This is a genomic window from Sporolactobacillus caesalpiniae, from assembly GCF_040513385.1.
Taxonomy (GTDB): domain Bacteria; phylum Bacillota; class Bacilli; order Bacillales; family Sporolactobacillaceae; genus Sporolactobacillus.
In genome coordinates, this window is sequence record NZ_JBEVCB010000004.1 from 19,389 (window position 1) to 43,585 (window position 24,197).

The 24,197-nt window shown below is 44.9% G+C and carries 23 protein-coding genes; 8 read left to right on the plus strand and 15 right to left on the minus strand.

The window, feature by feature from the left end; translation table 11 throughout:
- Window positions 1-43: 43 nt before the first annotated feature.
- Entirely contained in the window at window positions 44-1,033 is a 990-nt protein-coding gene (locus ABWW58_RS08465; protein WP_353868712.1) for a metal-dependent hydrolase, read from the plus strand.
- 103 nt (window positions 1,034-1,136) lie between these two features.
- Here the strand turns inward: ABWW58_RS08465 and ABWW58_RS08470 are convergent, their stop codons facing one another.
- The 10 genes from ABWW58_RS08470 to ABWW58_RS08515 all read right to left on the minus strand — a co-directional run bounded on the left by ABWW58_RS08470 (window position 1,137) and on the right by ABWW58_RS08515 (window position 9,974).
- Window positions 1,137-1,955, minus strand: coding sequence for a RecX family transcriptional regulator (locus tag ABWW58_RS08470; protein WP_353868713.1), 819 nt, complete (start codon window positions 1,953-1,955; stop codon window positions 1,137-1,139).
- A gap of 184 nt (window positions 1,956-2,139) precedes the next feature.
- Entirely contained in the window at window positions 2,140-3,213 is a 1,074-nt protein-coding gene (locus ABWW58_RS08475; protein ID WP_353868714.1) for an ABC transporter substrate-binding protein, read from the minus strand.
- Window positions 3,210-4,019, minus strand: coding sequence for an ABC transporter permease (locus ABWW58_RS08480; RefSeq protein WP_093670232.1), 810 nt, complete (start codon window positions 4,017-4,019; stop codon window positions 3,210-3,212). Before ABWW58_RS08480 ends, ABWW58_RS08475 begins: the two co-directional genes overlap by 4 nt.
- The gene (locus tag ABWW58_RS08485) at window positions 4,013-4,816 is read right to left on the minus strand and encodes an ABC transporter permease (RefSeq protein WP_353868715.1); all 804 of its coding nucleotides are present in this window, start codon (window positions 4,814-4,816) and stop codon (window positions 4,013-4,015) included. Before ABWW58_RS08485 ends, ABWW58_RS08480 begins: the two co-directional genes overlap by 7 nt.
- On the minus strand, window positions 4,809-5,909 hold the full coding sequence (locus ABWW58_RS08490; protein WP_353868716.1) for an ABC transporter ATP-binding protein: 1,101 nt from the start codon (window positions 5,907-5,909) through the stop codon (window positions 4,809-4,811). The genes ABWW58_RS08485 and ABWW58_RS08490 overlap by 8 nt, the downstream gene beginning before the upstream one ends.
- Window positions 5,910-5,979: 70 nt before the next feature.
- Window positions 5,980-6,522 (minus strand): helix-turn-helix domain-containing protein, encoded by a 543-nt coding sequence (locus ABWW58_RS08495; RefSeq protein ID WP_353868717.1) that lies wholly within the window; start codon window positions 6,520-6,522, stop codon window positions 5,980-5,982.
- Window positions 6,523-6,962: 440 nt separating this feature from the next.
- Window positions 6,963-7,742 (minus strand): delta-lactam-biosynthetic de-N-acetylase, encoded by a 780-nt coding sequence (pdaA, locus tag ABWW58_RS08500; RefSeq protein WP_353868718.1) that lies wholly within the window; start codon window positions 7,740-7,742, stop codon window positions 6,963-6,965.
- A 51-nt stretch (window positions 7,743-7,793) separates the two neighbouring features.
- Complete coding sequence (locus tag ABWW58_RS08505; protein WP_353868719.1) at window positions 7,794-7,997, minus strand: SE1561 family protein; 204 nt, start codon at window positions 7,995-7,997, stop codon at window positions 7,794-7,796.
- An 83-nt stretch (window positions 7,998-8,080) separates the two neighbouring features.
- Window positions 8,081-8,860 (minus strand): YfkD family protein, encoded by a 780-nt coding sequence (locus tag ABWW58_RS08510; RefSeq protein ID WP_353868720.1) that lies wholly within the window; start codon window positions 8,858-8,860, stop codon window positions 8,081-8,083.
- A gap of 424 nt (window positions 8,861-9,284) precedes the next feature.
- Window positions 9,285-9,974, minus strand: a complete 690-nt coding sequence (locus ABWW58_RS08515) for an RpnC/YadD family protein (protein ID WP_353868721.1) — start codon at window positions 9,972-9,974, stop codon at window positions 9,285-9,287.
- A 535-nt stretch (window positions 9,975-10,509) separates the two neighbouring features.
- Here ABWW58_RS08515 and tnpA point away from each other — a divergent pair.
- Window positions 10,510-10,941: an IS200/IS605 family transposase gene (tnpA, locus tag ABWW58_RS08520; protein WP_353868722.1), complete on the plus strand. Its 432-nt coding sequence runs from the start codon at window positions 10,510-10,512 to the stop codon at window positions 10,939-10,941.
- Window positions 10,942-11,160: 219 nt separating this feature from the next.
- Here tnpA and ABWW58_RS08525 read toward each other — a convergent pair whose 3' ends face one another.
- Entirely contained in the window at window positions 11,161-12,336 is a 1,176-nt protein-coding gene (locus tag ABWW58_RS08525; protein ID WP_353868723.1) for a pyridoxal phosphate-dependent aminotransferase, read from the minus strand.
- A gap of 216 nt (window positions 12,337-12,552) precedes the next feature.
- Between ABWW58_RS08525 and ABWW58_RS08530 the strand changes: the two genes are divergently transcribed.
- Entirely contained in the window at window positions 12,553-13,767 is a 1,215-nt protein-coding gene (locus ABWW58_RS08530) for an MFS transporter (RefSeq protein WP_353868724.1), read from the plus strand.
- A 115-nt stretch (window positions 13,768-13,882) separates the two neighbouring features.
- The gene (locus ABWW58_RS08535; protein ID WP_353868725.1) at window positions 13,883-14,317 is read left to right on the plus strand and encodes a TlpA family protein disulfide reductase; all 435 of its coding nucleotides are present in this window, start codon (window positions 13,883-13,885) and stop codon (window positions 14,315-14,317) included.
- Here the strand turns inward: ABWW58_RS08535 and ABWW58_RS08540 are convergent.
- Window positions 14,314-14,763, minus strand: coding sequence for a VanZ family protein (locus ABWW58_RS08540; RefSeq protein WP_353868726.1), 450 nt, complete (start codon window positions 14,761-14,763; stop codon window positions 14,314-14,316). The two genes, ABWW58_RS08535 and ABWW58_RS08540, sit on opposite strands and share 4 nt — an antisense overlap.
- 351 nt (window positions 14,764-15,114) lie before the next feature.
- Between ABWW58_RS08540 and ABWW58_RS08545 the strand changes: the two genes are divergently transcribed.
- Window positions 15,115-17,040: a heavy metal translocating P-type ATPase gene (locus ABWW58_RS08545; protein ID WP_445783427.1), complete on the plus strand. Its 1,926-nt coding sequence runs from the start codon at window positions 15,115-15,117 to the stop codon at window positions 17,038-17,040.
- A gap of 411 nt (window positions 17,041-17,451) precedes the next feature.
- On the opposite strand, the gene ABWW58_RS08550 is transcribed toward ABWW58_RS08545, so the two are convergent.
- From ABWW58_RS08550 to ABWW58_RS08560, 3 genes are all read right to left on the minus strand, one after another.
- Entirely contained in the window at window positions 17,452-18,282 is an 831-nt protein-coding gene (locus ABWW58_RS08550; RefSeq protein ID WP_353869074.1) for a YihY/virulence factor BrkB family protein, read from the minus strand.
- A gap of 49 nt (window positions 18,283-18,331) precedes the next feature.
- On the minus strand, window positions 18,332-18,886 hold the full coding sequence (locus tag ABWW58_RS08555) for a hypothetical protein (RefSeq protein WP_353868728.1): 555 nt from the start codon (window positions 18,884-18,886) through the stop codon (window positions 18,332-18,334).
- A 119-nt stretch (window positions 18,887-19,005) separates the two neighbouring features.
- Window positions 19,006-19,473 (minus strand): low molecular weight protein-tyrosine-phosphatase, encoded by a 468-nt coding sequence (locus tag ABWW58_RS08560; protein WP_353868729.1) that lies wholly within the window; start codon window positions 19,471-19,473, stop codon window positions 19,006-19,008.
- Window positions 19,474-19,589: 116 nt separating this feature from the next.
- Between ABWW58_RS08560 and ABWW58_RS08565 the strand changes: the two genes are divergently transcribed.
- The 3 genes from ABWW58_RS08565 to ade all read left to right on the plus strand — a co-directional run bounded on the left by ABWW58_RS08565 (window position 19,590) and on the right by ade (window position 24,185).
- The gene (locus ABWW58_RS08565; RefSeq protein WP_353868730.1) at window positions 19,590-21,377 is read left to right on the plus strand and encodes a M3 family oligoendopeptidase; all 1,788 of its coding nucleotides are present in this window, start codon (window positions 19,590-19,592) and stop codon (window positions 21,375-21,377) included.
- Window positions 21,378-21,599: 222 nt separating this feature from the next.
- Window positions 21,600-22,277, plus strand: a complete 678-nt coding sequence (locus tag ABWW58_RS08570; RefSeq protein WP_353868731.1) for a VIT1/CCC1 transporter family protein — start codon at window positions 21,600-21,602, stop codon at window positions 22,275-22,277.
- A 171-nt stretch (window positions 22,278-22,448) separates the two neighbouring features.
- A complete protein-coding gene (ade, locus tag ABWW58_RS08575; RefSeq protein ID WP_353868732.1) occupies window positions 22,449-24,185 on the plus strand; it encodes an adenine deaminase in 1,737 nt (578 codons plus the stop codon).
- Window positions 24,186-24,197: the final 12 nt, after the last annotated feature.

A 24,197-nucleotide genomic window follows, 5' to 3' on the forward strand; every position in this document is an offset into this window, starting at 1 on the left:
TTGAAGAAACAGCATGTTTTTAAAAGGGAGGACATTGTTTTTCATGGATACAGCGACTCATATTGTTATGGGGTTTGGTTTGGCCGGTTTAGCAACTTTGGATCCCACTGTCGCGCAAAGTCCGCTAACCTATCAGGCGGTAATGATCGGCGTGGTTGCAGGTTCAGTGATCCCCGACATTGACACAGTTTTGAAATTAAAAGACAATGCGACCTACATTCGCAATCATCGTGGAATGACGCATTCGCTTCCGGCGACGGCACTTTGGCCGTTTATTCTCGCGGCAATCATCTTAGCCCTTGTTCCCGGAGCAAACGCTGGTCAGTTGGTATTCTGGACACTCGCGGCCGTTTGCATCCACGTTTTTGTCGATATTTTCAATGCCTATGGAACGCAAGCAGTCCGTCCCTTAACAGAAAAGTGGGTTGCGCTCGGAACGATAAATATTTTTGATCCGTTTATTTTCATCATGCATCTCATTGGTTTCGCTATTTGGCAGACCATTGGGCATCCGGGCGTTACCTTCATTTTGATTTATGCGATCATTGCTGTTTATTACGTCCTGCGCGGCATTTATCATAGGAATACAATCAAATATATTAGAAGTCAAATTCCTGAGCTGACAAAAGTTTATTTATCACCAACCATCCGCTGGTCCCATTATCATCTGGCGGCTGAAAGTGAAAAATACTTTTACGTAGGGAAAGTAAATGGTCGGAAACTGTACATGATTGATCGATTCGACCGCACACCGATTAACTTTGATAATAAAATGATTCAGGCAGCTGCACAAGACAAAAATGTGCGCGCGTTCCTGTCGTTCTCTCCGATCTTTCATTGGTCGATTACGCAGCGCAATGGCAGAAATGTGATCCAATTTACCGACCTCAGATATTACTCAAAAGGCACTTATCCGTTTACCGCGACGGTCTGGCTTGATAAAAACCTGCATGTGCAGAGTTCGTATACAGGCTGGGTATTCAGTGAGCGTAAATTGCGCAAGAAGCTTGTTCTGGCTCGTATGCACTCCTGAGAGTGTGTCACCTATGAATAGAATGAAAAAAAGGGGTATCCGCTCTTGGGGATACCCTTTTTTCATTAAGCGAATGCTGCATACCTTGCTTACTCGCCTTCAACTATTCTTTAATTCCGCTCACACGTTCGCGCAGAAATGAATTAATCGCATCAAGTGGGAAACCTTTATGAAAAAGATAGTTTTTCACTTTCTGTACAAAGTCTCGTCCTGAGAACTTTTTATATTTTTGCATCGCTTTTTCCGCCTGATGTGCTAACGCATTCTTTTCATTTTCCTCAAGGAATTCCGTGATTTCACTTAGTACCTGATCACTGATCTCACGTGAATAGCCTCGCTGCATCAACAGCCTTGCGAGTACAAGTCTTGCTTCTGATCTGGACTTTTTATTTTTAACCGATGATGTCTGTTTGGCTAAGTATTTACGTGCATGGTCCACCTGCTTTTCAACAGGAAAGAGTTCCTCTGCTTGCGAGGCGATTTCTTGTGCAACCCCTGCTTGAAGCAGTTCCCGGTAGATGAGCTGCGGTCCCTTTGTCGACGTTTGGATGCGCGTGCGTATAAATGATGTAGCAAACACCTCATCATCAAGCAGCTTCTCACGCGTCAATCGCTGAATTGCGTAGTCAATCTGAACTGTGCCAAACCGCTTTTTCTCTAAGTATTCCTTCATTTCAAGAACACTGTGCATGCGGTAGGAAAGATAACGCAAGCCCGCATTATAGGCGAGAATGCCTGAAGCTTCATTGCGCAGACGCTCCAATTGTTCCGGAAGCACTTCTAATCCTTTGCGCAATTCCTCCCGAACGAGAATGTCTTCGTGTACATTCAGACTTTCCTCGCTTCCGTCCTCCTCAGAAACATCCACGATGAAAAAACCACGTTCTTTTTCATTCATCCGTATCCTGGTGATAACCGCCATCGATCAATCCTCCAGCACTTTTATCCATATCATATCATAAACTAGTGTATTCGTTTGGAGAAATATGAATTCGTCGCAGAAAAGTTGCGCATTGGCAGGATTGTCCGCGGAAGCCATACACTAATCGCCTGTGGTCAATTAAATGAAGCAAAATAAAAGGAGAGAAAAATTTCTCTCCTAAAACTTAATGATGACTCATTTTAAACTCGAGAAACAACTCGTTAAATTTCGCGTTCATCGGTTTGCTGAAGTTATCATACACCTCAAGACGATCTGTCAATTTTTTATCCGGGTAGAAGCGTTTGTCATTCTTAATTTTCTTCGGAAGATAGCGCATCGCCGCTTTATCTGGTGTCGCGTAACCGACGTATTCCGCGTTTTTTGCCGCATTTCTCGGATCGAGCATAAAGTTGATAAATTCCTCGGCACCTTTCTTATTCGTCGCGCCTTTCGGTATCGCCATATTGTCGAACCAGACATTTGATCCTTCTTTGGGAATCACGTACGTCAATTCCGGATTTTCATCCATAATTTCTACTGCATCACCTGACCAAAGGACACCGATTGCCGCTTCTCGTCTTGGGAGCAGGAGCTTGTTCTCATCCCCGACGATCGCTTTAATATTCGGTGTCAATCGTTTCAATTTCCGTAATGTCTGATCGAGGTGTTTTTCATTGGTATCATTGACGGAATAGTGCAGACTGTTCAGACCCATGCCAATGATCTCGCGCGCACTATCGACAAGCAGAATTTGATTTTTGTAGTTCTTATCCCACAAGTCGTTCCAACTGGTGATCTTATCCCCGCCCAGCATCTTCGGATTATAAACAATGCCCACGGTCCCCCAGAAATATGGTACTGAATAGCGATTATTCGGATCGAAAGACAAGTTCATAAATCGAGAATCCACATTTTTTAAATTAGGCACATTTTTCATGTTGATTGGGAGCAGCAAATGTTCATCACGCATTTTGCTGATCATATAATCCGATGGAACGATGAGATCAAACGAAGTGCCGCCTTGTTGAATTTTGGTCAGCATCGCTTCATTCGAATCAAAAGTCTGATACACCACACGGTAGCCATACTTTTTTTCAAATTTCGTGATGAGCGTTGGATCGATATAGTCGCCCCAATTATAGATCGTCAAGGTCTTGGCAGCTGCTCTCGTCGTCGATCCCGTCAGTTTTGCTGCAACAAAGGCCAGAACAAGGACAAGGATCAAAACGGCGACAAGCATGACACTAATTTTTTTCATACGCGCCGACCTCCCGAATAACTCTTTGCTTTCCCGATGCCATTGCTAAAGAAGTAGTAGACAAGCACAATAGCCAGCGTTATTAGAAAGATAAGCGTTGAGAGTGCGTTCACCGACATGGAAATTCCTTGACGCGCCCGTGAATAAATTTCAACGGAGAGTGTCGAAAATCCATTGCCGGTGACAAAGAACGTAACCGCGAAATCGTCAAGGGAATAGGTAAGCGCCATGAAAAACCCGGCGAAAATCCCCGGCGTTATAAATGGCAGAACTACCTTTAGCAGCACATCACGCCTCCTTGCGCCGAGATCGCGCGCCGCATCTATAAACGTCGGACTCATTTCTTGCAGCTTTGGCAAGACCATCAGAACAACAATGGGCACACTAAAAGCGATATGAGCGAGCAAAACCGAAACAAAGCCGAGCTTAATGCCAATCAGCGTGAAAAGGATTAGGAACGAAGCACCAATGATCACGTCCGGGCTCACCATCAAAATATTGTTCAAAGAAAGCAGAGCGTTTTTTGCGCTTCGTCTTTTCGTACTATAGACCGCCAGTGCGCCGACAACGCCAAGTGCCGTTGAAATGACTGAAGACAGAAGTGCCACAATCACAGTGTCAATCACAATGACGATCAATCGCTTATCTGAAAACACTTCCTTGTACCAGTCCAAAGTAAATCCGGTAAAATGAGTCATAGTTCCCGCTTTGTTAAATGAATAGAACATCAGATAGAAAATGGGCAGATAGAGCACGACAAAGACGCAAAAGAGGTAAATGGAAGCCCATGTCCTTTTTTTCACCATCGTTTCAGCCCTCCTTTGCCCATGAGCGCCATCACTATCACCATAGCAAGAATCAGGAAGACGGCAATGGTTGCGCCCATCCCCCAGTCCTGCGTAACAAGAAAATGTTCCTCAATCGCTGTTCCTAGCGTAATGACGCGATTTCCGGCAATCAATCGGGTCAGCATAAATAAGGATAAGGCAGGAATGAACACAGCTTGGCATCCGGATTTTACGCCCTCAAGTGTCAGCGGAAAAATAACACGACGAAACGTCGCCCCTGCGGACGCGCCAAGGTCATGCGCCGCGTCGACATAACTGCTATTCAATTTTTCCAGACTGTTGTATATAGGTAGGATCATAAACGGAATAAATAAATAGACCGAGACAAAAACAAAACTGAAGCCTGTGAACAGAATCTGCTGACGTCCGATGCCGATCAATGCGGCTAGCGAATTCGCCAGACCATAGGTTCCAAGCAAGCCGATAAAGGCATAAGCCTTTAAGAGCACGTTAATCCATGTCGGCAAAATAATCAACAGCAGCCAGAGTCTTCTGTTTTTAAGCCGTGTCAGTAAGTACGCGGTCGGATATGCGATCACTAAAGTAAACAGTGTGATCAAAAAGGCGTAGCCAATGGAACTAACAGCCATTTTCAAATAAATAGGTGTGAAGAACCGTAAATAATTCACAAATGAAAAATGCCCTTGGATCGTGAAAAAAGAATAGTATAAGACCATCGCCAAGGGTGCAAGGACAAATAGTCCGATCCAAAGCGCATAGGGAATAAGATAAATGTTTGTCAGTTTCTTAGGCATGGTCTGCGCCCTCATAGCTTTCGAGCCGCCGATCAAAGTCTTCTTCCGACTCACCATGACGCATAATATGAATCGCTTCAGGTTCAAAGTACAGACCGATTTCATCATTGATTTTCGCACTTTTAGTGGAATGGATCATCCACGAGTTACCAGCCTCATCCTTGCCAATGATCTCATAGTGCACGCCGCGGAACAGTTGCGATTCCACGCGAACCTGAAGAAGCCCTTCCCCGCGCTGCTTCAACTCCAGATCTTCCGGACGGATGACGACTTCTACAGATTCATTCTCATTAAAGCCTTGATCGACACAATTGAACGTTTTCCCTGCAAACGAAACCACACGATCCTGCGGCATTTTACCAGGGATAATATTTGATTCGCCAATAAAGTCAGCGACAAATCGATTGATCGGCTCATCATAAATGGATCGCGGTGAACCGCTTTGCTCAATCTTCCCTTGATTCAGGACAAAGATTTCATCAGACATCGCCAATGCTTCTTCTTGGTCATGCGTTACAAAGATGAATGTAATGCCAAGCCTGCGCTGCAACTGACGAAGCTCGAACTGCATGGCCGTGCGCAATTTTAAATCTAATGCGGATAAAGGTTCATCCAGCAGCAGTACTTGAGGACGATTGACGATAGCACGCGCGATTGCCACACGCTGTTTCTGACCACCTGACAAATCAGAAATTTCACGATTCTGATAACCATCCAAATTAACAAAGTGCAATGCTTCTTTAACCCTTAGCGCGATTTCCTTACTTGCCAATTTATTTATACGTAGACCGAACGCCACGTTTTCAAAGACGTTCAAATGAGGAAAAAGCGCGTAGTCTTGAAAAACGGTGTTGACTTGCCGTTTGTTCGGTGGAATTTTATTAACCAATTGCCCGTCGAATGTTAGTGTTCCTTCGGTAGGTTCTAAAAATCCGGCGATCAAACGTAGAATTGTTGTCTTTCCGCAACCCGACGGCCCAAGCAACGTGTAGAATTTGCCACGCTCAATATCAAAGCTGATATCACGCAATATAGTCTCTCCGTCGAACTTCTTGGTGACATGATCAAATTGAATCATTATTTTTTCTGCCATCTCATGTTCCGGCACCCTCGACAAGCGACGGCCCGGGATGTCACATCCTTTCTTCTGAATCTTTTTTCGCTTATAGGTAAGACTCTGTTGCGACGAGGATCATTTCCGCAGGCATGTCGCCTTCATTAATCAACTGATGCTCCTCAGTAGCGTGATAATAAATTGCGTCGCCTGTGCTCGCGTGATAAAGTTTCTTTCCGAGGCGCACGGCGATTGCACCAGACAGAACATAGACGAAGGTTTCAGATGGGGAAGGCTCGAACGTTTTAAATGCGCCTCGAGTCCCAAGCGTCAAGCGAATGGGCTCCATCTGCTTTTCATTTGACTCCGGGACAAGCCAGTGAACCTGATAACCAAGCTGTTCATCGGAGAACTCAGACTGATCCGGTTCCTGGTAAACCACTTTCTGTACGAATGTCTGATCATCGAAAAATGATTTAGGATCACTGCCCAAGACCGCCAGCAACTCAAAAAAAGTTTCAATAGAGGGCGAGCTCAGATCACGCTCAATTTGTGATATGTAGCCTTTCGTCAGATCCGTCCGCTCTGCCAGTTCTTCCTGTGTCAAGCCGCTCTTAAGCCGCAGATTCTTGATTTTTCTGCCGATCAACACCACTAGCCCCCACTTTCGTTTGTTTACTATTTATATACACCAAGTTTAGTAAAACAAATTCATTATAAATGTTTTGCGAAAAATAACAATCAGCTGAAGGAAAATATGCTGAAATTTTGTCGAATTAGAGATAACGAAAATTCTACTTTTCTGAATTTGCTAGAACGAGGATTATGAAAATGTCAATAACTCTGTGGATAAGTGGATAACTTCTGTAAAGCCTTTATTAATAAGCTGTAAAAACGTGCATGTTTTTGTTAATAATTATGAATCGATCTGTGGATTATGTGGATATCGGTGTAAAAGTGCTCATTTATCCCACTTTTACATTGTCAAGTCTGTGGATAAAGCTGTGCATACTGTTCGTAACTTTTTTCGACATTTTTTTCTTAAAAAAGACACCTCAAATCCGTATTCGGATCGAGGTGTCTTTTGCTCATTCACCAAAATTCAGTTGGAAGGATGCGTTCTGCCATCAGATCATCAAGACTGCGGAAATGGTAGCCTTGCTTTTTCAAATCGTGAATAACGCGTTCCAATGCTTGAGCGTTATCCTTCGATACAGTGTGGAGCAGAATCACTGCTCCTGGATGAACACGATTCATAATGTGGTCGTAGGCGTAATCAGCACCATGCTGTTCATCTCTAAGCCAATCTCGGTACGCGGCGGACCAAAATACGTTAATATATCCCGCATCGTAACCAAGCTTCAGCGATCGTTCACTAAACGTTCCTCTAGGAGGACGCAGGTAGGTCATTTGTCGATCACCCGTCAATTGTGTGTACCTCGTCTTTAATTTAGCCAGTTCTTTCTTGTATTTCGCATCGCTGATTTTCGATAAATCAGGATGGCTCCAAGAATGATTGCCAATGATATGGCCTTCTCTGACCATACGTTTGACTAAATTCGGCTGGTCGGAAATATAGTGTCCGGTAATGAAAAATGTGGCCGGCACCTGTTCCTTCTTCAACGTGTCAAGAATTCGCGCAGTGTACCCTGCCTCATATCCATTATCAAACGTTAGAAACAGTTCTTTTTTCGCCGTGTCACCGATAAATACACCATTGTATTTTTTTAGCAGTGCTGCATATTCAGGCTCTGTGGTCGCCGGTTGATTGTTTTTTGCAGGCTTAAAATACCAATCCTTTCCGTATGTGGAAAACGGATGGATGATAAGCCCGCAAAGTGCGACCAAGAGCACAAGCGCGATTTTTCTCACACGATCCCCTCCACGTTTAGGGTTAACCGTTTGCGCGCGATTTATGTGTGGTTATTTTTCTGTTAGACCTTCCACCCAGTCATCGCGAAATCTGCGGATTTTCACTTCGAGGTTATCCATCATCTCCAAGACGTTTTCCAAATCCTTTTGATTGACCGTTTCTGCATCAAACGCGCCAACAACCTGCGAAAGAAGGATGAACCTATTTTTAAGATAACTCACTTGATGCGCTTTTGAGTGCGTCGCTCTCCCCAATTTCAGCACCTCCACTATAGCTTCTCCACTAACTTTAGCATAGAAAAGGCAGAATGGTTTGGCAGACGAATTACGGATTCGGATTACCGAGCCATATAGCGAAGCGATAGATGATCTTGAATCGGCATCCATGCACCAATACCTTGCTGCATAATATTCCTAACCTCGATCCGCGCTTTGCCGCCTTTTAGGATCAGAAACACTTCACCGTAGGTAATTTTTCCTCGTTCATTGACCGCCGGCACATAGCCGTATAGGTGGCCGATTTGTTTTGATTGTACCTGATATGGCCGATCAATTTTTGTACCGGCTCCGATAATGGTTGAAAAAGAGATGGGTAAATGAGTCTTTTGTGTTGTTTTTGACATAATCAACTGGCTGGCTTCCTCTTTTTTCGGAATATCCGACGTTAAACCGCCGCTCACTTTCGCCTGTATTTTCTGCACGTAGCCGATTTGTTGAGCGCTCTTGCTGCCGCGCGCGTCCGCCGCATTATCATTAATTTTTTTGAATTCCCAGTTCACCGAGGTTTCCTTCGACTTATAATTGAGCGGCCACTCGCCTAAATAGATGCGTGCAGAATAGCCGATCGACCATTTTGATGGATGAATCGCCGACTCATTTAGCAATTTGATCAATACCGGATTCTCAATCGGAACATTCGCGGTCTTGAGCAATGTTTTCGTGCGCGCGCTTGGGACAAGCTCTGAGGCATCATGAGTTGGATTTGGGTACGTATTTTCTTTAGAGATGTCAATCACCGAATCGGGCAGTTTAGTTGGTACCGCGCTTTTCGCGCCGGCTATTGAGGATATGCTGAAGAGGAGCGTGACGCACAGAATTAAGGTCATGAATTTTTTCAAGGCAGAAAACTCCTTTTTGCCTTATCTTCTGTAGGCACCTGCAAAATTATCCAAAGAAGGCATAGTCAACTAAATGCGAACGCGTTATGGTCACGCAACAAAGCTCTCGTGAGCAAATAAGAAAAAGCGAGTTGTATCCTAAATAGGAGCAGTAGTAACCAATCGATCAGAAGTCGTAACGAAATCATGAAAAGTTTACCTAAACCTAATAAGGTTCTGTTGGACCATACTGCTATCTCGTCTAGCCACAGATCAAGCTCCTTTGGGTTCTACCGACAGTTATCCGTCAATCGACATTTATAATTTCTTAGACAAAAAAATTGAACCCTCACATTCCAAAACAATTTTTTGGAACACGAAGATCTATCTTCCCCTGTACTAGCAAATACGGCAGGTGATTCATTGGGTGAACTCTATAATTGGCTCATTCACCGGCGATTGCGATCGATTTAATCGCTGCTTCACTCGTCAATTGATCCACCTCTTCCTTGTCTAATTGAAGATAAGTCTCGAAAAATCCATTGATCATGCTCTCACGCGCTTCTCCAAGATGCATGTTGATCATTTGCCTGATAAAAGCGAGTCGTACCTGCACACGTTCTCTTTTCGAGTAGTTCATCCTGCTCATCAGCGCGGCGGCAGCAGGATTATTGCTGTTCATAAATTTTCGCCAGTTCATTCTGGAAAGTTCGAGTTTCAAAAAATGGAACACGCTAACAACCATTAGATGAGGTACTCTTACCACGAATTCGTCCGATTCATCTCTAACTCCATCATAACTGAAAATGGCGATGGGTAAAACAGTTTTTCGAAATTTCAGATAGATCATGCTGTAATAGATATACATCCGTTCGGAAAAATCTTCTTGGTAATAATTCTGTGCTTCAAGATGGAGAATCAGGATGACGTCTTTTTTTGATTTCAGCTTCGTTTCCGCGATAACATCTGCCCGTTTTTTGTCGCCTTCGACCATATCCGCGAACAGTTCCTCGGAAAGAAATTTTTTCTCGGAAAGATCAAGCGCCTGGTAAATTTTTGGGAAGAAGGCTTCGAGAAATTCATCAAAAAACTCGTGAAGCAGGACTTTAAAGCGTCGATCGTGGTCTATAGACATAGGAAGCCTCCTTGCGAGGTATGTTTCGGTCATGGGAGAGGAATGTGTGACGTGAAGCGAATCGAGAAGAGAACAAACAATCGTATTTTCATAAGTATACCTTATTTTGAAAAATTGTGTCAATTACTTTGGAGCGAACAGTCCACGGTAAACATGATGGAAACTTGAAATCGATTGCGTCTTCTATCAAGCATATTTGCTACATTCGAACTATTCATAAAGGCGATCCGTGATCAATTCACCTATTAAAGTTGCTGCCGCTTAACTGCTGAAGGTTTACCTTTTATGATAAAGTTTTCAATTATCTGCCAAGTTATTCGTTCACCCGCTCAAGATACGGGTTACCTGAATCAACCAAAGTGGTTATTGAGGATGCCACTGCTTCATATAGCCAGGTTCCGTTTCTGCAGAAGGTCTATAACGAGTTAACCAAAGATTTAGTTTCCAAAAGCGGGGTCTAAACCCACCGCCTATAGGCGGTATTAGCTTTTAGCCTTATCTTTTCGTGTCCATACTTTTTACAGAGGTGAAAAGTATGGACGGCTATCAAAAAACTGGTCATGCGATTTATGATATCAAGTATCATGTGATCTGGGTGACAAAATATCGCTATAAAGTGTTGCGTAATCATGTCGCTGTTCGGTTACGAGAACTCATCCGGCAGGGCTGTGACGCGAGAGGAATCACTATTTTGCAAGGGAGCGTAGGCAAAGAACATGTTCACCTATTGATTTCATGCCCGCCCAGTCTGGCTCCGAGTAAAGTCATGCAGTACCTAAAAGGACGTTCATCTCGGTTATTACAAGATGAATTTCCAGAACTGAAAAAACGGTACTGGGGACAACACTTATGGTCCAGAAGTTATTTTTGTGCAACAGTTGGCACCGTGACCGATGAAATTATTCGTACTTATATTGCCAACCAATCAAATAAAATCAAGGACGACATTTTCAAGATTGATGATTGAGTTCAGTCGGAATTCAGTGTGCATTGAGCACAAGGCCTTTCAGAAGACTTCAGTCTTGAACGGCGACTTTAAGTCGCAGACATTTATGTCTGAACCCACCTGCTTTAGCAGGTGGTCGTTTAGTTATCCATAAGTCGATAGTTTTTAATTTCCTAGACAACGAAAAAAACCAGAGGCAGCAAACTGCGCCGCTTCTGGTTTTCTGGGATAATCTGACGTTCAATCGAACAGATGCAGCTTGCCGATCCGTTCAACAGCTTCTGTTAAACGATCCGGTTCGCTCAGAAGTCCGATCCGCACATAGTTTTCTCCGCCAGAGCCAAATCCTATTCCCGGAGCAAGCACAACATGCGCCTTTTCCAAGACATACTCAAAGAACGATTCGGATGAATAGCCATTAGGAACAGGCAGCCAGCCGAAAAAGGAACCTTTGGACGGCACAGCGTTCCAGCCGATTTTCTTCGCAGCATCAAAAAAGGCATTTCGACGCGTTTCATAACGCTGCACAAGTTCATGGACACAATCCTGCGAGCCAAGCAGCGCTTTTGCACTCGCTTCCTGGATACCGCCGAAAAGGCTGACAAAGTAATGATCTTGGAACAGTTCGATCGCTTCAATGACACTCTTGTTACCGAGCGCGAAGCCAACGCGCCAGCCTGCCATGTTATAGGTTTTGGACAATGTGTAGGTCTCAATGCCAACTTCTTTTGCGCCGGGTGTTTGGAGAAAACTGCGCGGTTTTTCGCCATCAAAGCCAAGCGCGCCATAAGCGAAGTCGTGCAGTACGCAAATATTGTGCTGTTCCGCCGTCTTCACCGTTTCTTCAAAGAAATCCACCGGAGCCGTAGCTGAAGTAGGATTGTTCGGATAATTCAAGAACATCAATTTCGCCTTATCGAGAAGGCTTTCAGGCATCGATCCGTAATCAGGAAGAAACGCATTCTCTTCTCGAAGCGGCATCAGTTCCATATTCAGATTGGCGAGCGCAAAGCCGGACAGGTAATCCGGATAGCCCGGATCCGGCATGAGCACTGTATCACCGCTGTTCAATAGGCACTCGCCAATTTCAACAAGTCCGGTCTTCGATCCGAACAAAATGGCGACTTCAGTTTTCGGATCAAGATCCACATCGTATTCCCGTTTATAGAAGGTCGCAATCGCCTCTTTCAGAAAATCATAACCTCTGAACGGTGAGTACTTATGATAGAGCGGATTCGCGGCCGCTTCCTGCAACGACTTGACAATATGCGGCGGGGTCGGTTGATCAGGGTTGCCTTGTCCCAAGTTAATGACGTCATAGCCTTTGGCAATGGCCGCATTCGTCTTTACGACAAGGTCTGCAAAAAATTGTTTTGGCAAGCGATTAAGTGCATCTGATTTAGCAAAATAAACCATCCAATTCCACTTCCATGTCTCTGATTAAATTTTTTAAAGGTATTGAAAAGACTGATTCTAACAGTATCTATATTTTCAAGGATAAACGCTTATTTGTAAAGGAATCTTGCTAACCAATGTAAAAATAATCAGGGACGAATTCAGCAAAAACAGGTATACTTGTTTTTGCTGAGCTTTGTACGGAGTTTAGTAACCGAGAGAGAAAGGGCTGCCTAGATGAACACAGCATACCAGCGTTTTCAGTTTTCACTATTAATTGGTTCTGTTTTTATTTGCGGCGCGGCAGAAGGCATGCTGCTTCCACTGATCGCTTCACTTTTAGAAACAAATGGTGTATCCGCCATTTTAAATGGACTTGGGTCTACTTCGCTTTACATAGGCATGCTCGTCTCCGTGCCGCTCATGGAGAAGCCGATGCGCAGGCTCGGATACAAGCGTTTTCTCATTGCCGGACTTGCGCTCATCACCCTGCCCTTGTTTCTTTTTCCCGTATGGATGAATCTGTGGTTCTGGTTTGTCCTTAGGTTATTTGTCGGCTTTGGAGACAGTATGCTCCACTTTGCCGCGCAAACCTGGATCACCATGGGCAGTCCATTGAACCGGCGCGGGCGGAACATAGCCTTTTATGGTCTGGCGTTCGGTCTTGGTATCGCTGTCGGTCCAATGCTCGTCCGACTCATCAGCTTTGGCGTGCCCGTTCCATTTATCACTAGCGGCGTGTTCTGTTTCATCGTGCTGCTTCTGTTGCTGCTGCTGAATAACGAATATCCTGAACTGAGCGGCACGAACGATTCATCCGCGCGTCAATTTTTCATTCGCTATAAAAAGGTCATTGCCGCTACCTGGTCAGGATTAATGGTCACCTTCGCTTTTGGTTATCTGGAGACTTCTTTAACTAACAGCTTTCCAATCTTCGCGCTGCGTCAGGGCTATAACCTAAACGCGATCTCGATTCTTCTTCCCGCTTTCGTTACAGGAGGCTTGCTCACGCAGGTACCTCTTGGCATGATCGGTGATCGATTCGGCCGCGCGCGGCTTCTCCCATTAATTTGTTTGCTCGGCTCAGGGTTTATGGCGCTCGCCGGAGTGCTTTCCGCTCATTTCTATGGTATCTATTTTACGCTATTAGGTTCCGGATTGCTGATCGGATCGCTTTATTCGATGAGTATGGGCTATGTCAGCGACTTGCTTGATAAGGAGCAGATTCCGCTTGGAAATATACTCATGACCGTATGCTACAGTGCGGGATGCATGATCGGACCTGTGTCCGGCAACACGCTGATCAGTCTTATTCCTAAAGGCGGTTTATTTTACGGAATTGCTTTTCTCGTCTTACTTGCTTCCTTCAGCTGCTTCATTCAGCAGGCATCGAGAAGGCGAAAAGCGTTGCTCGATCATTCACTAACCAGAACAAGTGTCTTCAATCGTTGAGGCGCTTGTTCTTTTCTTTATTCCAGCAAGAACCCCTCACCTCTCCATCGCATATCCTAACAGAGCAACGGGACCTTCAATCGCGTTGAAGGCCTCCTTTTAGGAGGAATCGCTCATGAAAAAAAAGTTAATGATGCCCGACCTGAACGTAGCGACCCATTGGATGAACCAGAAAGTCACACGTGAGATGCTTCTTGGCAGTCCCACGCTCATTCATTTTTGGTCCGTTAGTTGTCCCAAATGCAAGCAGGCACTCCCGGTCGTCCAATCCATTCGTGAAAAATACAGAGGAATTTTAACTGTTGTGGCCATCCATATGCCTTTATCTGAAGCAGATCTGGACGTCAATGAAGTGGCGCGCACGGCTGCGATGCATTCGATCACCGAACCCATTCTCATCGACAATACGCATCGACTCGCTGATGCGTTCGGAAATCGTTTCGTCCCCGCGTACTACCTGTTTGCTCCGGAGGGAAAGCTCATTGAGTATCATATGGGCGAACGTGGAGCGCTGCGAATCTATAAAGTCATTGATCGGCTGCTGAACTAATGTGTGTAAAAGATGATTAATTTCCGTTTAAAAAAATGAATCAGCACATAGACCAAACATCCGATCACCGTACCAATTGTATTCAATACAATATCATCTATATCAAAGATCCTTGACGCAAACAAATATTGGCAGGACTCAATAATCAAACTAACGCTAAAACCAAACAGTAACTGCCAGAACAAGCCATGCTTAGAACGAATGATCATGGGCAGGAGAAAACCAAGCGGAAGAAAAAGCAGTACATTACCGAAAATATTCTTTATGATTAACGCGCTGCTTCCGCTCCTCAGCATAAGCTTAATGCTGCTAAAGATAAGCAAATTACTTGATCGACCATACGTATAGTAATTGTGCGTGAACAGGGTAACGAAAACGAGCAGCGCCATATAGCATAAAAAGCAAATGATTACGATGTTCCTTTTTCTAGTTACGTCATTCCACATGGTCGACTCCCTCCCTTCTTAATAGTTATGTGGTTCCTTGAAAATGATGTGTGCTTGTACCGAATTTTAAAGAACAATAGTATAGTTTAAGATTACTAGACAAAGAGAAGGAAATTGTACTACAATGAAATCGAGGATAATTTAAAATAATTATAATCTTATCTTTCAATGCTGTCGCTAACTATAGCGGCAGCATTGAGTGTTTCTAGGGGTTTCGATGATGATTATTATTCTCAACTAGAAAAATCAGATGTCATTTGCCTATTGAGAAAACAATATTTTATATTAAAATATAATCATTATATTTTAATAATTAATAAAATCATTAAAAGAAAGGTTGGATTTATTATGATGCAAGAATCGACACTCACCCAAATACCTAACGGACATAACCCTTATCACCGTATAAAAGATCTTTGGAAAAAACATGGTGAATTAATTGCCGCATTAACCGGTGGTGGTTTGACACTTGTCGCCTACTTGCTGGGACTGATGAATGTTCCATACAACTGGATTCTGTATCCGGCAGCCTATCTTATCGGCGGCTATTTTAAAACGAGGCAGGGAATTTCTGATACCATCCGTACCCGTCAATTAAATGTGGAACTGCTCATGATCACCGCTGCTATTGGAGCCGCATGCATTAATCACTGGCTTGAAGGGGCAATCCTAATTTTCATTTTTGCACTTAGCGGTGCACTTGAAACCTATTCGACTGCCAAGAGCACAAATGCATTATCCGCGCTGATGAATCTGCAGCCTGAGGTCGCACGTCTCGTCTCGAATGGCAATGAAACCATGATCTCAGTAAATAAGATACAACCCGGCGACATTGTTCTCATTAAACCCGGTGAGCGCATTCCTGCTGATAGCCTGATCATTAACGGTGAAACGACAGTTAATGAGGCAACCATGACCGGCGAGTCTGTGCCTGTCTATAAAAAAAACGGAGAAAAATTAATGGCCGGGACGATGAATCTGGACGGAAGTGTCTATGCACGTGTGACCGAGCGAAACAGTGATTCATTATTTAGCAAAATTCTGGAACTCGTTCAATCCGCGCAAAAAGAAAAAGCGCCAACGCAGCTATTCATTGATCGCTTCGAAAAAACCTATGTGAAAATTGTTCTTGTAACCACCGCACTCATGTTGTTTGCACCACATTTCTTATTTGGGTGGTCATGGAGCGAGACCATTTACCGGGCCATGGTTCTGCTCGTAGTCGCTTCACCCTGCGCGCTCGTTGCCTCAACCACACCGGCTGTTCTTTCCGCCGTTGCGTACGGCGCGCGGCGCGGCATTCTCATCAAAGGCGGGGTCCACTTGGAACAGCTGGCAATGGTTAAAGTGATCGCCTTTGATAAAACCGGAACCATAACTAATGGAACTCCCGAAGTCACGCGATTCATTAACATGAGCGATAAGGATAACGCACGCGTTCTCAATCACATCGCCGCGATCGAAAACCAATCCTCCCACCCGCTTGGTAAAGCCATCGTGGCCTACGCAGGAAAGGTATCAAACGATATGGCGCTGCCTCAGGTAGAGGGCATTAAAGTGCAGCCGGGATATGGTGTCACAGGACGCGTTTGCAATGTGGTTTATAAGATAGGCAAAGCAGAGATGATGGATGCTGCTGCGATGAAGCAATTTCACGATGCAAATCAATCATTTGTTAACTCCGACGCGAGCGAAACTTTAGTATATATAGCTTCTGAAGGGAAGATTATCGGTGCCTTTGCCTTGAAAGACCAGATCAGGGATTCCGCGGTTGCCGCCATTAAGGCACTTAAGAGCTACGGAATCAAGACCGTCATGATCACCGGCGATCACGCGCGCACCGCAGCTGCTGTACAAAAGGAGTCTGGGGTCAGCAGCTACATTGCCAATTGCCTTCCTGAAAACAAAGCAATTGAAATCAAACGCTTAACTAAGCGCTATGGTCATGTCGCCATGTGCGGTGACGGTATTAACGATACTCCAGCGCTGGCACAGGCTTCAGTTGGTTTGGCTATGGGTGCCGGAAACGACGCAGCTTTAGAAACCGCAGACATCATTCTGATGAAAAATGATTTGACAAAAATAGCGGATGCGGTCCATCTCTCAAGGAAAATGAGTCGAATCGTTAAAACAAATATTTTCTTTGCTATGACAATGATCGCATTTCTCATTGCCGTCAACTTTCTGCAATTTCTAACCATGCCGTTTGGCGTCGTCGGTCACGAAGGAAGTACAATCTTAGTTATTCTAAATGGATTAAGACTATTACGCGGGTGAACAAAATTATCTAATCTAATCTAAGATAAACCGGGCAAAAAGCGCCCGGTTTTTACTTTTGCAGGATGCGGTGACTTTCGCGTTGCTTGCAGGACGTATGCGTTATTAGCGAAAGTTCCTTACATACGAAAGTTTCTTTGCTCTAAGTACCCTTTTGAATCATCAACCTTGTCTTGAACAGACATTTCTATTTCGTAAATCAATTGGGTCCTTAATTAAGTAACGTCGCGCAGTAAAATAAGCGGAGATTTTCCGCTTATATGCATCAGGCGCTTGTTTCACAGGTACATAAGGGTAATTTTTCCGGTTATACACAGAAAAAACCTCAGTTTTCACATTTTCCGATCAGATAAGCGGAATTTTTCCGTTTATTTCTCAGATGGGGCGCTAACGCTGGTCCCGCAGGCGTGATCATTCAAGCGGCTCGTTTTTGAGCTGATGTATAATCGCGTTGATCTGACCGCCGATAATAATTGTGATCGCAGTCAGATAGAACCAGAGCATCAGTACAATGATTCCTCCAAGCGTGCCGTATGTAGAAGCGTAGTTGCCGAAATAACGAACATAAAATGAAAAACCATAAGAAACAATTTGCCAGCTCGCACCTGCAATCACAGCACCAATCATTACTTCATCCATTTTCAACTTTCTATTCGGCCCAAGTCGATAAAGAAATGCGAAGATGATGATGATCACGCAGAAAGTAACCAATGTGCTGATGACCGACCACATATCCGCGAAGGTATGTGAAAGACCGATATGGTCAAACAAAATTCTTGCCAGCCCGGCCGAAATCACATTGACCGCCAGAGTCATGGCGATTGCGAAGATCATGGCAACCGTGAAGCACATAGCCAGCAAACGAGTAAGAAAAAAAGAGCGGGTTTCCTTCACTTGATAGGCGCGATTTAGCGTACGCATAAGCGCGTTAATGGCGCTTGAAGCCGGCCACAGAGTCGCAATCACACCAAGTGAGAGCAAGCTGCCGCGTTTTGTAAAGACGCTATCCAGATTTTGATGGATGAGTGTGAGAACTTCTTTTGGAAGATAAGCGCCAATGAGCGAGATCAGCTGCGATTGATCGAGTCCTAAATAAGGAATGATCGCAAATAAAAAAATGAACAGCGGAAAAAGCGACAACAAAAAATAGTACGCCAATGTTGCCGCTAAATCCGCTGTGTGATCCTCAATAAATCGTCTGCCCAGAAGTCTAGCGAAGAGAAGAATGTTTTTTACTTTCATTTTCCCCACGGTTCCCCATCCCCCGGTCTCTCTGTACTTAAAGAACTTATCAATGGTGAACGGACTGTTTATTTATTCCGTTCTTATTCTTTTGCTCCGTTCCAGAAGGCAAATGATCATGCGTCTGGTTAACCGAGCGCGGCATCGTACCTGGATTAGGTACCGATGTCTCATCTTCTAACCTTTGGAGCGCGTCTGCCTCAGAATCAATCAACACTGGTTCTTGGTAATTGGCAATGTTTTTCCCGGATTGCTTGATTTTTCCAGCCATCTCGGCAAGCTCACTTCCAACTTCCATAACATACTGATACGTGTCACTCGTGCTTGTTCGCGCTTTCTCAACACGGTCGATCATTTGTTGAAAATCATCGGACACTTCGCGCGCAAGCCCTTTAAGGCGAGTACCGGTGACCTGCATGTATTTGCCAATTTGATCTGGATGTTGGTACATCGTGCGCATCATTTTCCCGCCATTACTTGCCGCTGTCGACAGATGATGACCCCAAACCGATCGTGTCTCGCGGCTCATCAGTGACAAACCGCAGCCAACCACGCCGCCAATCAGCATGAATTTGCCCATCTGGCTTTTGCCATAAACACTCATCAGATTCTGCCCCCTCGCAGTAGCGTAATCCTTAAAAGGATCACACGTATAGTCTGCGCACACCCAGTCATTAATATGAGGCGCTCGGCAGAAGAGACAGTTGCTAAATAGTGGTGGATTTAGTGTTCTGCCGCAGCAATCTGTTCAAGTAGTCGTTCGGTACCGCGGTCAATCAGGTCATATACTTCGTCAAAATTTCCTGTGTAATAAGGATCCGGAACGTCTGCTTGCGGCCGATCATGAAGCAATGCCATAAATCGGCTTATCTTCTCCTTATATCGTGCTCCGGCCATCTCGAGTATATCCTGCTGATTCTGCTCATCCATCGCAATGATACGATCGAATTTTTCAAAATCACTTTGTTTCAATTGCCGCGCCCTAATCCCATCAAAAGAAATGCCGGATTCCGTGAGCCGCGCTTGTGTCCCGCGATGCGGCGGATCACCAATATGCCAATCACCGGTTCCCGCAGAGTCAACGCGAATCTTATCGGACAGTCCCGCCTTAGCTATCTTCATTCGCATCACAGCTTCGGCCATCGGTGATCGGCAAATATTCCCAAGACAAACAAAAAGCACGCGCATCATCGTTCTCTCCTTAATAAAATCCTATGTACATCATATCAGTAAATTCAGGAAACAACAAAAGCAAACGATTCATTGACTATGCTACAATACTTGGAGATGCAGAAAGAAGGGAAACAATGAATACATTGAATAAGCAGTGGGAGCTCGACTCCATTTTTCAAGGAGGCTCCGCATCGAGTGCATTTCGCACGTTTTTAGATGAACTGCAGCGGGAAATCGGCCGTTTCAAAGGAAATTTAGAAGCAGTCACAACTCCGTTTACTGTCCATGATGCCCAGTCATTTACTGAGTTGGTCACAGATTACGAAACAGTATGCAAACAATTTAATGAAGGCTCTGCCTACGTAGAATGTCTGACGGCCCAAAATATTAAGGATGCGCAAGCCGCCCAAGCGAATAACCGAATGCAACGCATGGGAGCCGAATTGGACGCTTGCACCAGCCTGTTTGAGAATATGTTACGGCAAATTTCAGATACCAACTGGAATGGCCTGCTTGAAAACGGTGATTTAAAAGAGGTGCAATTCGCGCTTCGTGAAAAAAGAGAGCTTTCGCGGAAGAAACTCGGATCCGACCAAGAACAGCTGATCAGCGGTCTTGCGGTTGACGGATACCACGCTTGGGAAGACCTTTATTACAGCTTAATCGGGAAAATGGAAATAACGATTGATCGTGATGGAAAGAAAGAGACGATGTCCGTCAGCCAGGCCAACAACTTGATTGATGACTCCGATCGTTCTGTTCGCCGAGCGGCCTTCAATGCCTTGGAATCCGCCTGGTCCGAAAATGCAGATCTGTTTGCAGCCGCACTGAATCACATCGCCGGATTCCGAATCGCCGCCTATAAGGCGCGCGGTTGGGACACTATAATCGACGAACCTTTGGATTACAACCGAATGTCGGAACAGACGTTGACAACCATGTGGGCCGCAGTTGATCACTATAAGCCAAAGCTTGCGGCGTTTATGAAACGTAAAGCAGAGTTGCTCAATCTGGAGAAACTCTCATGGTTTGATATCAACGCGCCGCTCACGCAAAATAGTGAAAAGCTGACCTATGAAGATGCCGCCGAATTCATCATGAACCATTTTGGCTCGTTCAATCCAAGCATGGCGTCATTTGCTAAACAAGCCTTGGAAAATCGCTGGATTGAAGCAGAAAATCGAGCAGATAAGCGTCCGGGCGGCTTCTGTACCAATTTTCCATTGGCCGAACAGTCACGAATTTTCATGACATTCAGCGGAACCGCCTCAAACAGGTCGACACTCGCCCATGAACTGGGGCACGCGTACCATCAATCACTCATGAATCAATTGCCGTACCTTTCACAAAACTACGCGATGAATGTTGCGGAAACAGCGTCCACTTTCTCTGAAATGATTGTCAGTGACGCAGCACAATCAGCTGCCAAAACAAAAGAAGAACGAGTCGCGTTCTTATCCGATAAATTAGAGCGGTGCGTGGCCTTGCTTATGAATATTCATGCCCGTTTCCTATTTGAAACCCGTTTTTATGAAGAGCGCAAGCAAGGCGTGGTCAGCGTTGAACGTTTGAATCAACTGATGACCGATGCAGAACGTGAAGCTTATCGCGACACTTTGGATGTTTACCATCCCACTTTCTGGGCGTCTAAACTTCACTTTTACATCACCGATTGGCCGTTTTACAATTTTCCCTACACATTTGGTTTCTTGTTTAGTACAGGGATCTATGTTCAAGCGCTTCAAGAAGGTCCCGCATTCGCTGAGAAATATGATGCGTTATTGCGTGATACAGGCCGTATGACAACGGAACAACTCGCCCAAAAGCACCTCAGTGTTGATTTGACGAAGCCTGATTTCTGGTCCTCCGCACTGGACTATCTGACGCGCGACGTTGATGAATTCTTGGAACTGACGAAATGAAACTCAAATCTTGAAGCACTTGAAAAAGGGCTAATCGTAGACAACAGAACCTTTTGAATGTAAGATGAATTTTAAGGAAAATAATAATCATTTTAATTTTAAATCATGCTGTCATCCCCTTCGGGATGGCAGCATGTTCCGTTTTAAGGGTTATGAAGATGATTACTATTCTCATTTGCATTACATTTTTTCATTTTAACTTGTAAAGAGAGGTCTATGATTATGGAACATGCGGCAAATGGAATGAATCAAAGATTGAATGTGCTTCGCGCAGGTGTTCTCGGTGCGAATGACGGCATTGTATCGACAGCGGGCATCGTTATCGGCGTCGCAGGAGCAACAACGAATACAACGACCTTGTTAATTTCCGGATTGGCTGGCCTTGTCGCAGGAGCTCTGTCTATGGGCGGTGGAGAGTTTGTCTCCGTCAGCACACAAAAAGATACCGAAAAAGCAGTAGTCGAGGCAGAAAAAATCAGAATCAGGGACAACTATGACGGTGAAGTCGACGAGCTGGCCCAAATCTATATAAATAATGGATTATCTGAAGATTTATCGAAGAAAGTAGCTATAGAATTAATGAACAAGGATGCGCTCAGCGCTCATGCCACTGCTGAACTAGGCGTAAACCCGAACGAATATGTCAATCCGTGGTACGCTGCTTTATCATCGATGATCTCTTTCTCAGTTGGCGCCATTCTTCCCGTCCTGTCCATTCTGCTTTTACCCGAATCTGTACGCGTCTTATTCACTTTTGTCACCGTTCTCATCGCATTAGGCATGACCGGGTTTGTCAGCGCAAAATTAGGGGGCGCTCCGAAACATCCGGCGATTATCAGAAACGTCCTAGTCGGAGCACTGACAATGGCCATCACTTTCACAGTCGGCAAACTTATATAAGGGATTTCCGAACGCAGCCATGTAACAGCGTGCACAAGGTAAGCGAAACATGGATTCAGTTTCCCCCATTCAGAGCTTTTCAGTTATAATGGTCTATATATTAATCGGATCCTGTTATTCATCAATTGAAAATCAGGGAGAATACTTTAGGTCTGGAGAGGGGAATTCAGAGTGGCAAACAACAGGCAACTATTGATTCGGCGTATCCGTACGGCTTCGAAAAAAGAACCGGCGGATTTAGTTATAAAGAACGGTAAAATCGTTGATGTATTTAGCGGAGACCTTCTGCAAACAGACGTTGCAATTACGGACGGTATGATCGTCGGGCTCGGTAACTATGAGGGAAAACAAATGATTGATGCGCAAGGGAAAATTATTAGTCCCTCTCTCATTGACGCTCATGTGCATATTGAATCGTCAATGCTGACGCCCGGCGCATTTTCCGATGTACTTGCCGCTCACGGGGTTACATCCGCGATTACCGACCCGCATGAGATCGCCAATGTGCTTGGGGCGGGCGGTATTCGTTTTATGCTGGAACGCGCGAAAGAAAGCAGTATTGATCTCTACATCATGCTGCCTTCATCGGTACCTGCAACCTCGTTTGAACATAACGGTGCAACACTGTATGCGGCTGATTTAGAGCCTCTTTTCCAGTACGGGAACGTTCTCGGTCTTGCGGAAGTCATGGATTTTCCCGCTGTGTTGAACGCAGATCCGAAGATGGTTGATAAGCTGGCGATGACGCAAAAGTACAGCTGGCGTATTGACGGCCATGCGGCAGGACTGGATGCGCGCGGTGTAAACGTGTATAAAGCCGCCGGAATTCGTACAGACCATGAATGTGTGAACAGCGACGAGGCTAAGGACCGTTTATCACGCGGTCTCTATGTCATGATTCGCCAAGGCACGGTCGCCAAAGACCTGCCGCAGCTGATTTCTCTAGTCAATGAAACCAATAGCCGCCGCTTCCTCTTCTGCACCGATGACAAGTATCCGGACGATCTGATCCGAGAAGGCAGCGTTGATCATAATGTGCGTCTAGCAATTGAAAGCGGTCTTGATCCGATAACTTGCATTAAAATGGCATCACTTAATGTCGCTGAATGCTATGGTTTCCGTGAAAAAGGTGCCATCGCTCCAGGCTATGAGGCCAATTTTCTGCTTCTTGACGACTTGGATCATTTCTCAATTCATCAAGTCTATGCACATGGAAAACTTGTCGCTGAAAATGGCAAAGTCGTTCAGACCCATACGGACTCTTCAATAAAAGCCGAAGAACATTCGCTGACATGGCCGCGGCTTTCTCGCGAACAATTCACGATTTCATTAGGTTCAGAACGAAAAGCGCATGTGATTGGGATTATTCCAAATAGCCTCGTGACCCGTGACCTTGTCGAGCAGGTGCCGGTACAGAATGGACAATTCACTTTTTCACAGGATAACGATTATTTGAAATTAGCTGTTATTGAACGTCATAAGGGTTTGGGCACCATTGGTCTGGCGATTGTTAAAGGTTTGGGAATGAAATCCGGTGCAATAGCCACAACGATCGCTCATGATTCTCATAATTTAGTTGTGACGGGCTGCAGTGATCAAGATATCATTGCCGCGGCTGAACGACTGAAGGAAATTGATGGAGGAATGGTCGTCGTCAATAATGGAAAGATACTTGCAGAGCTTGCGCTGCCGATCGCGGGTCTGATGACTGACACGCCGGCAAAACAAGTGGCTGAGGCGTTAAAAAAATTGCGAGAAGCGGCGACTTCGCTTGGCGTCTCCGAATCCTTTAATCCGTTTCTAACCTTGTCGTTCCTAAGCCTGCCTGTTATCCCGGATTTGAAGCTTACGGACACCGGCCTATTTGATGTACGTGCTTTTAAGCATATCTCTGTGTCTGCGGATTGATGAGCCATTTTT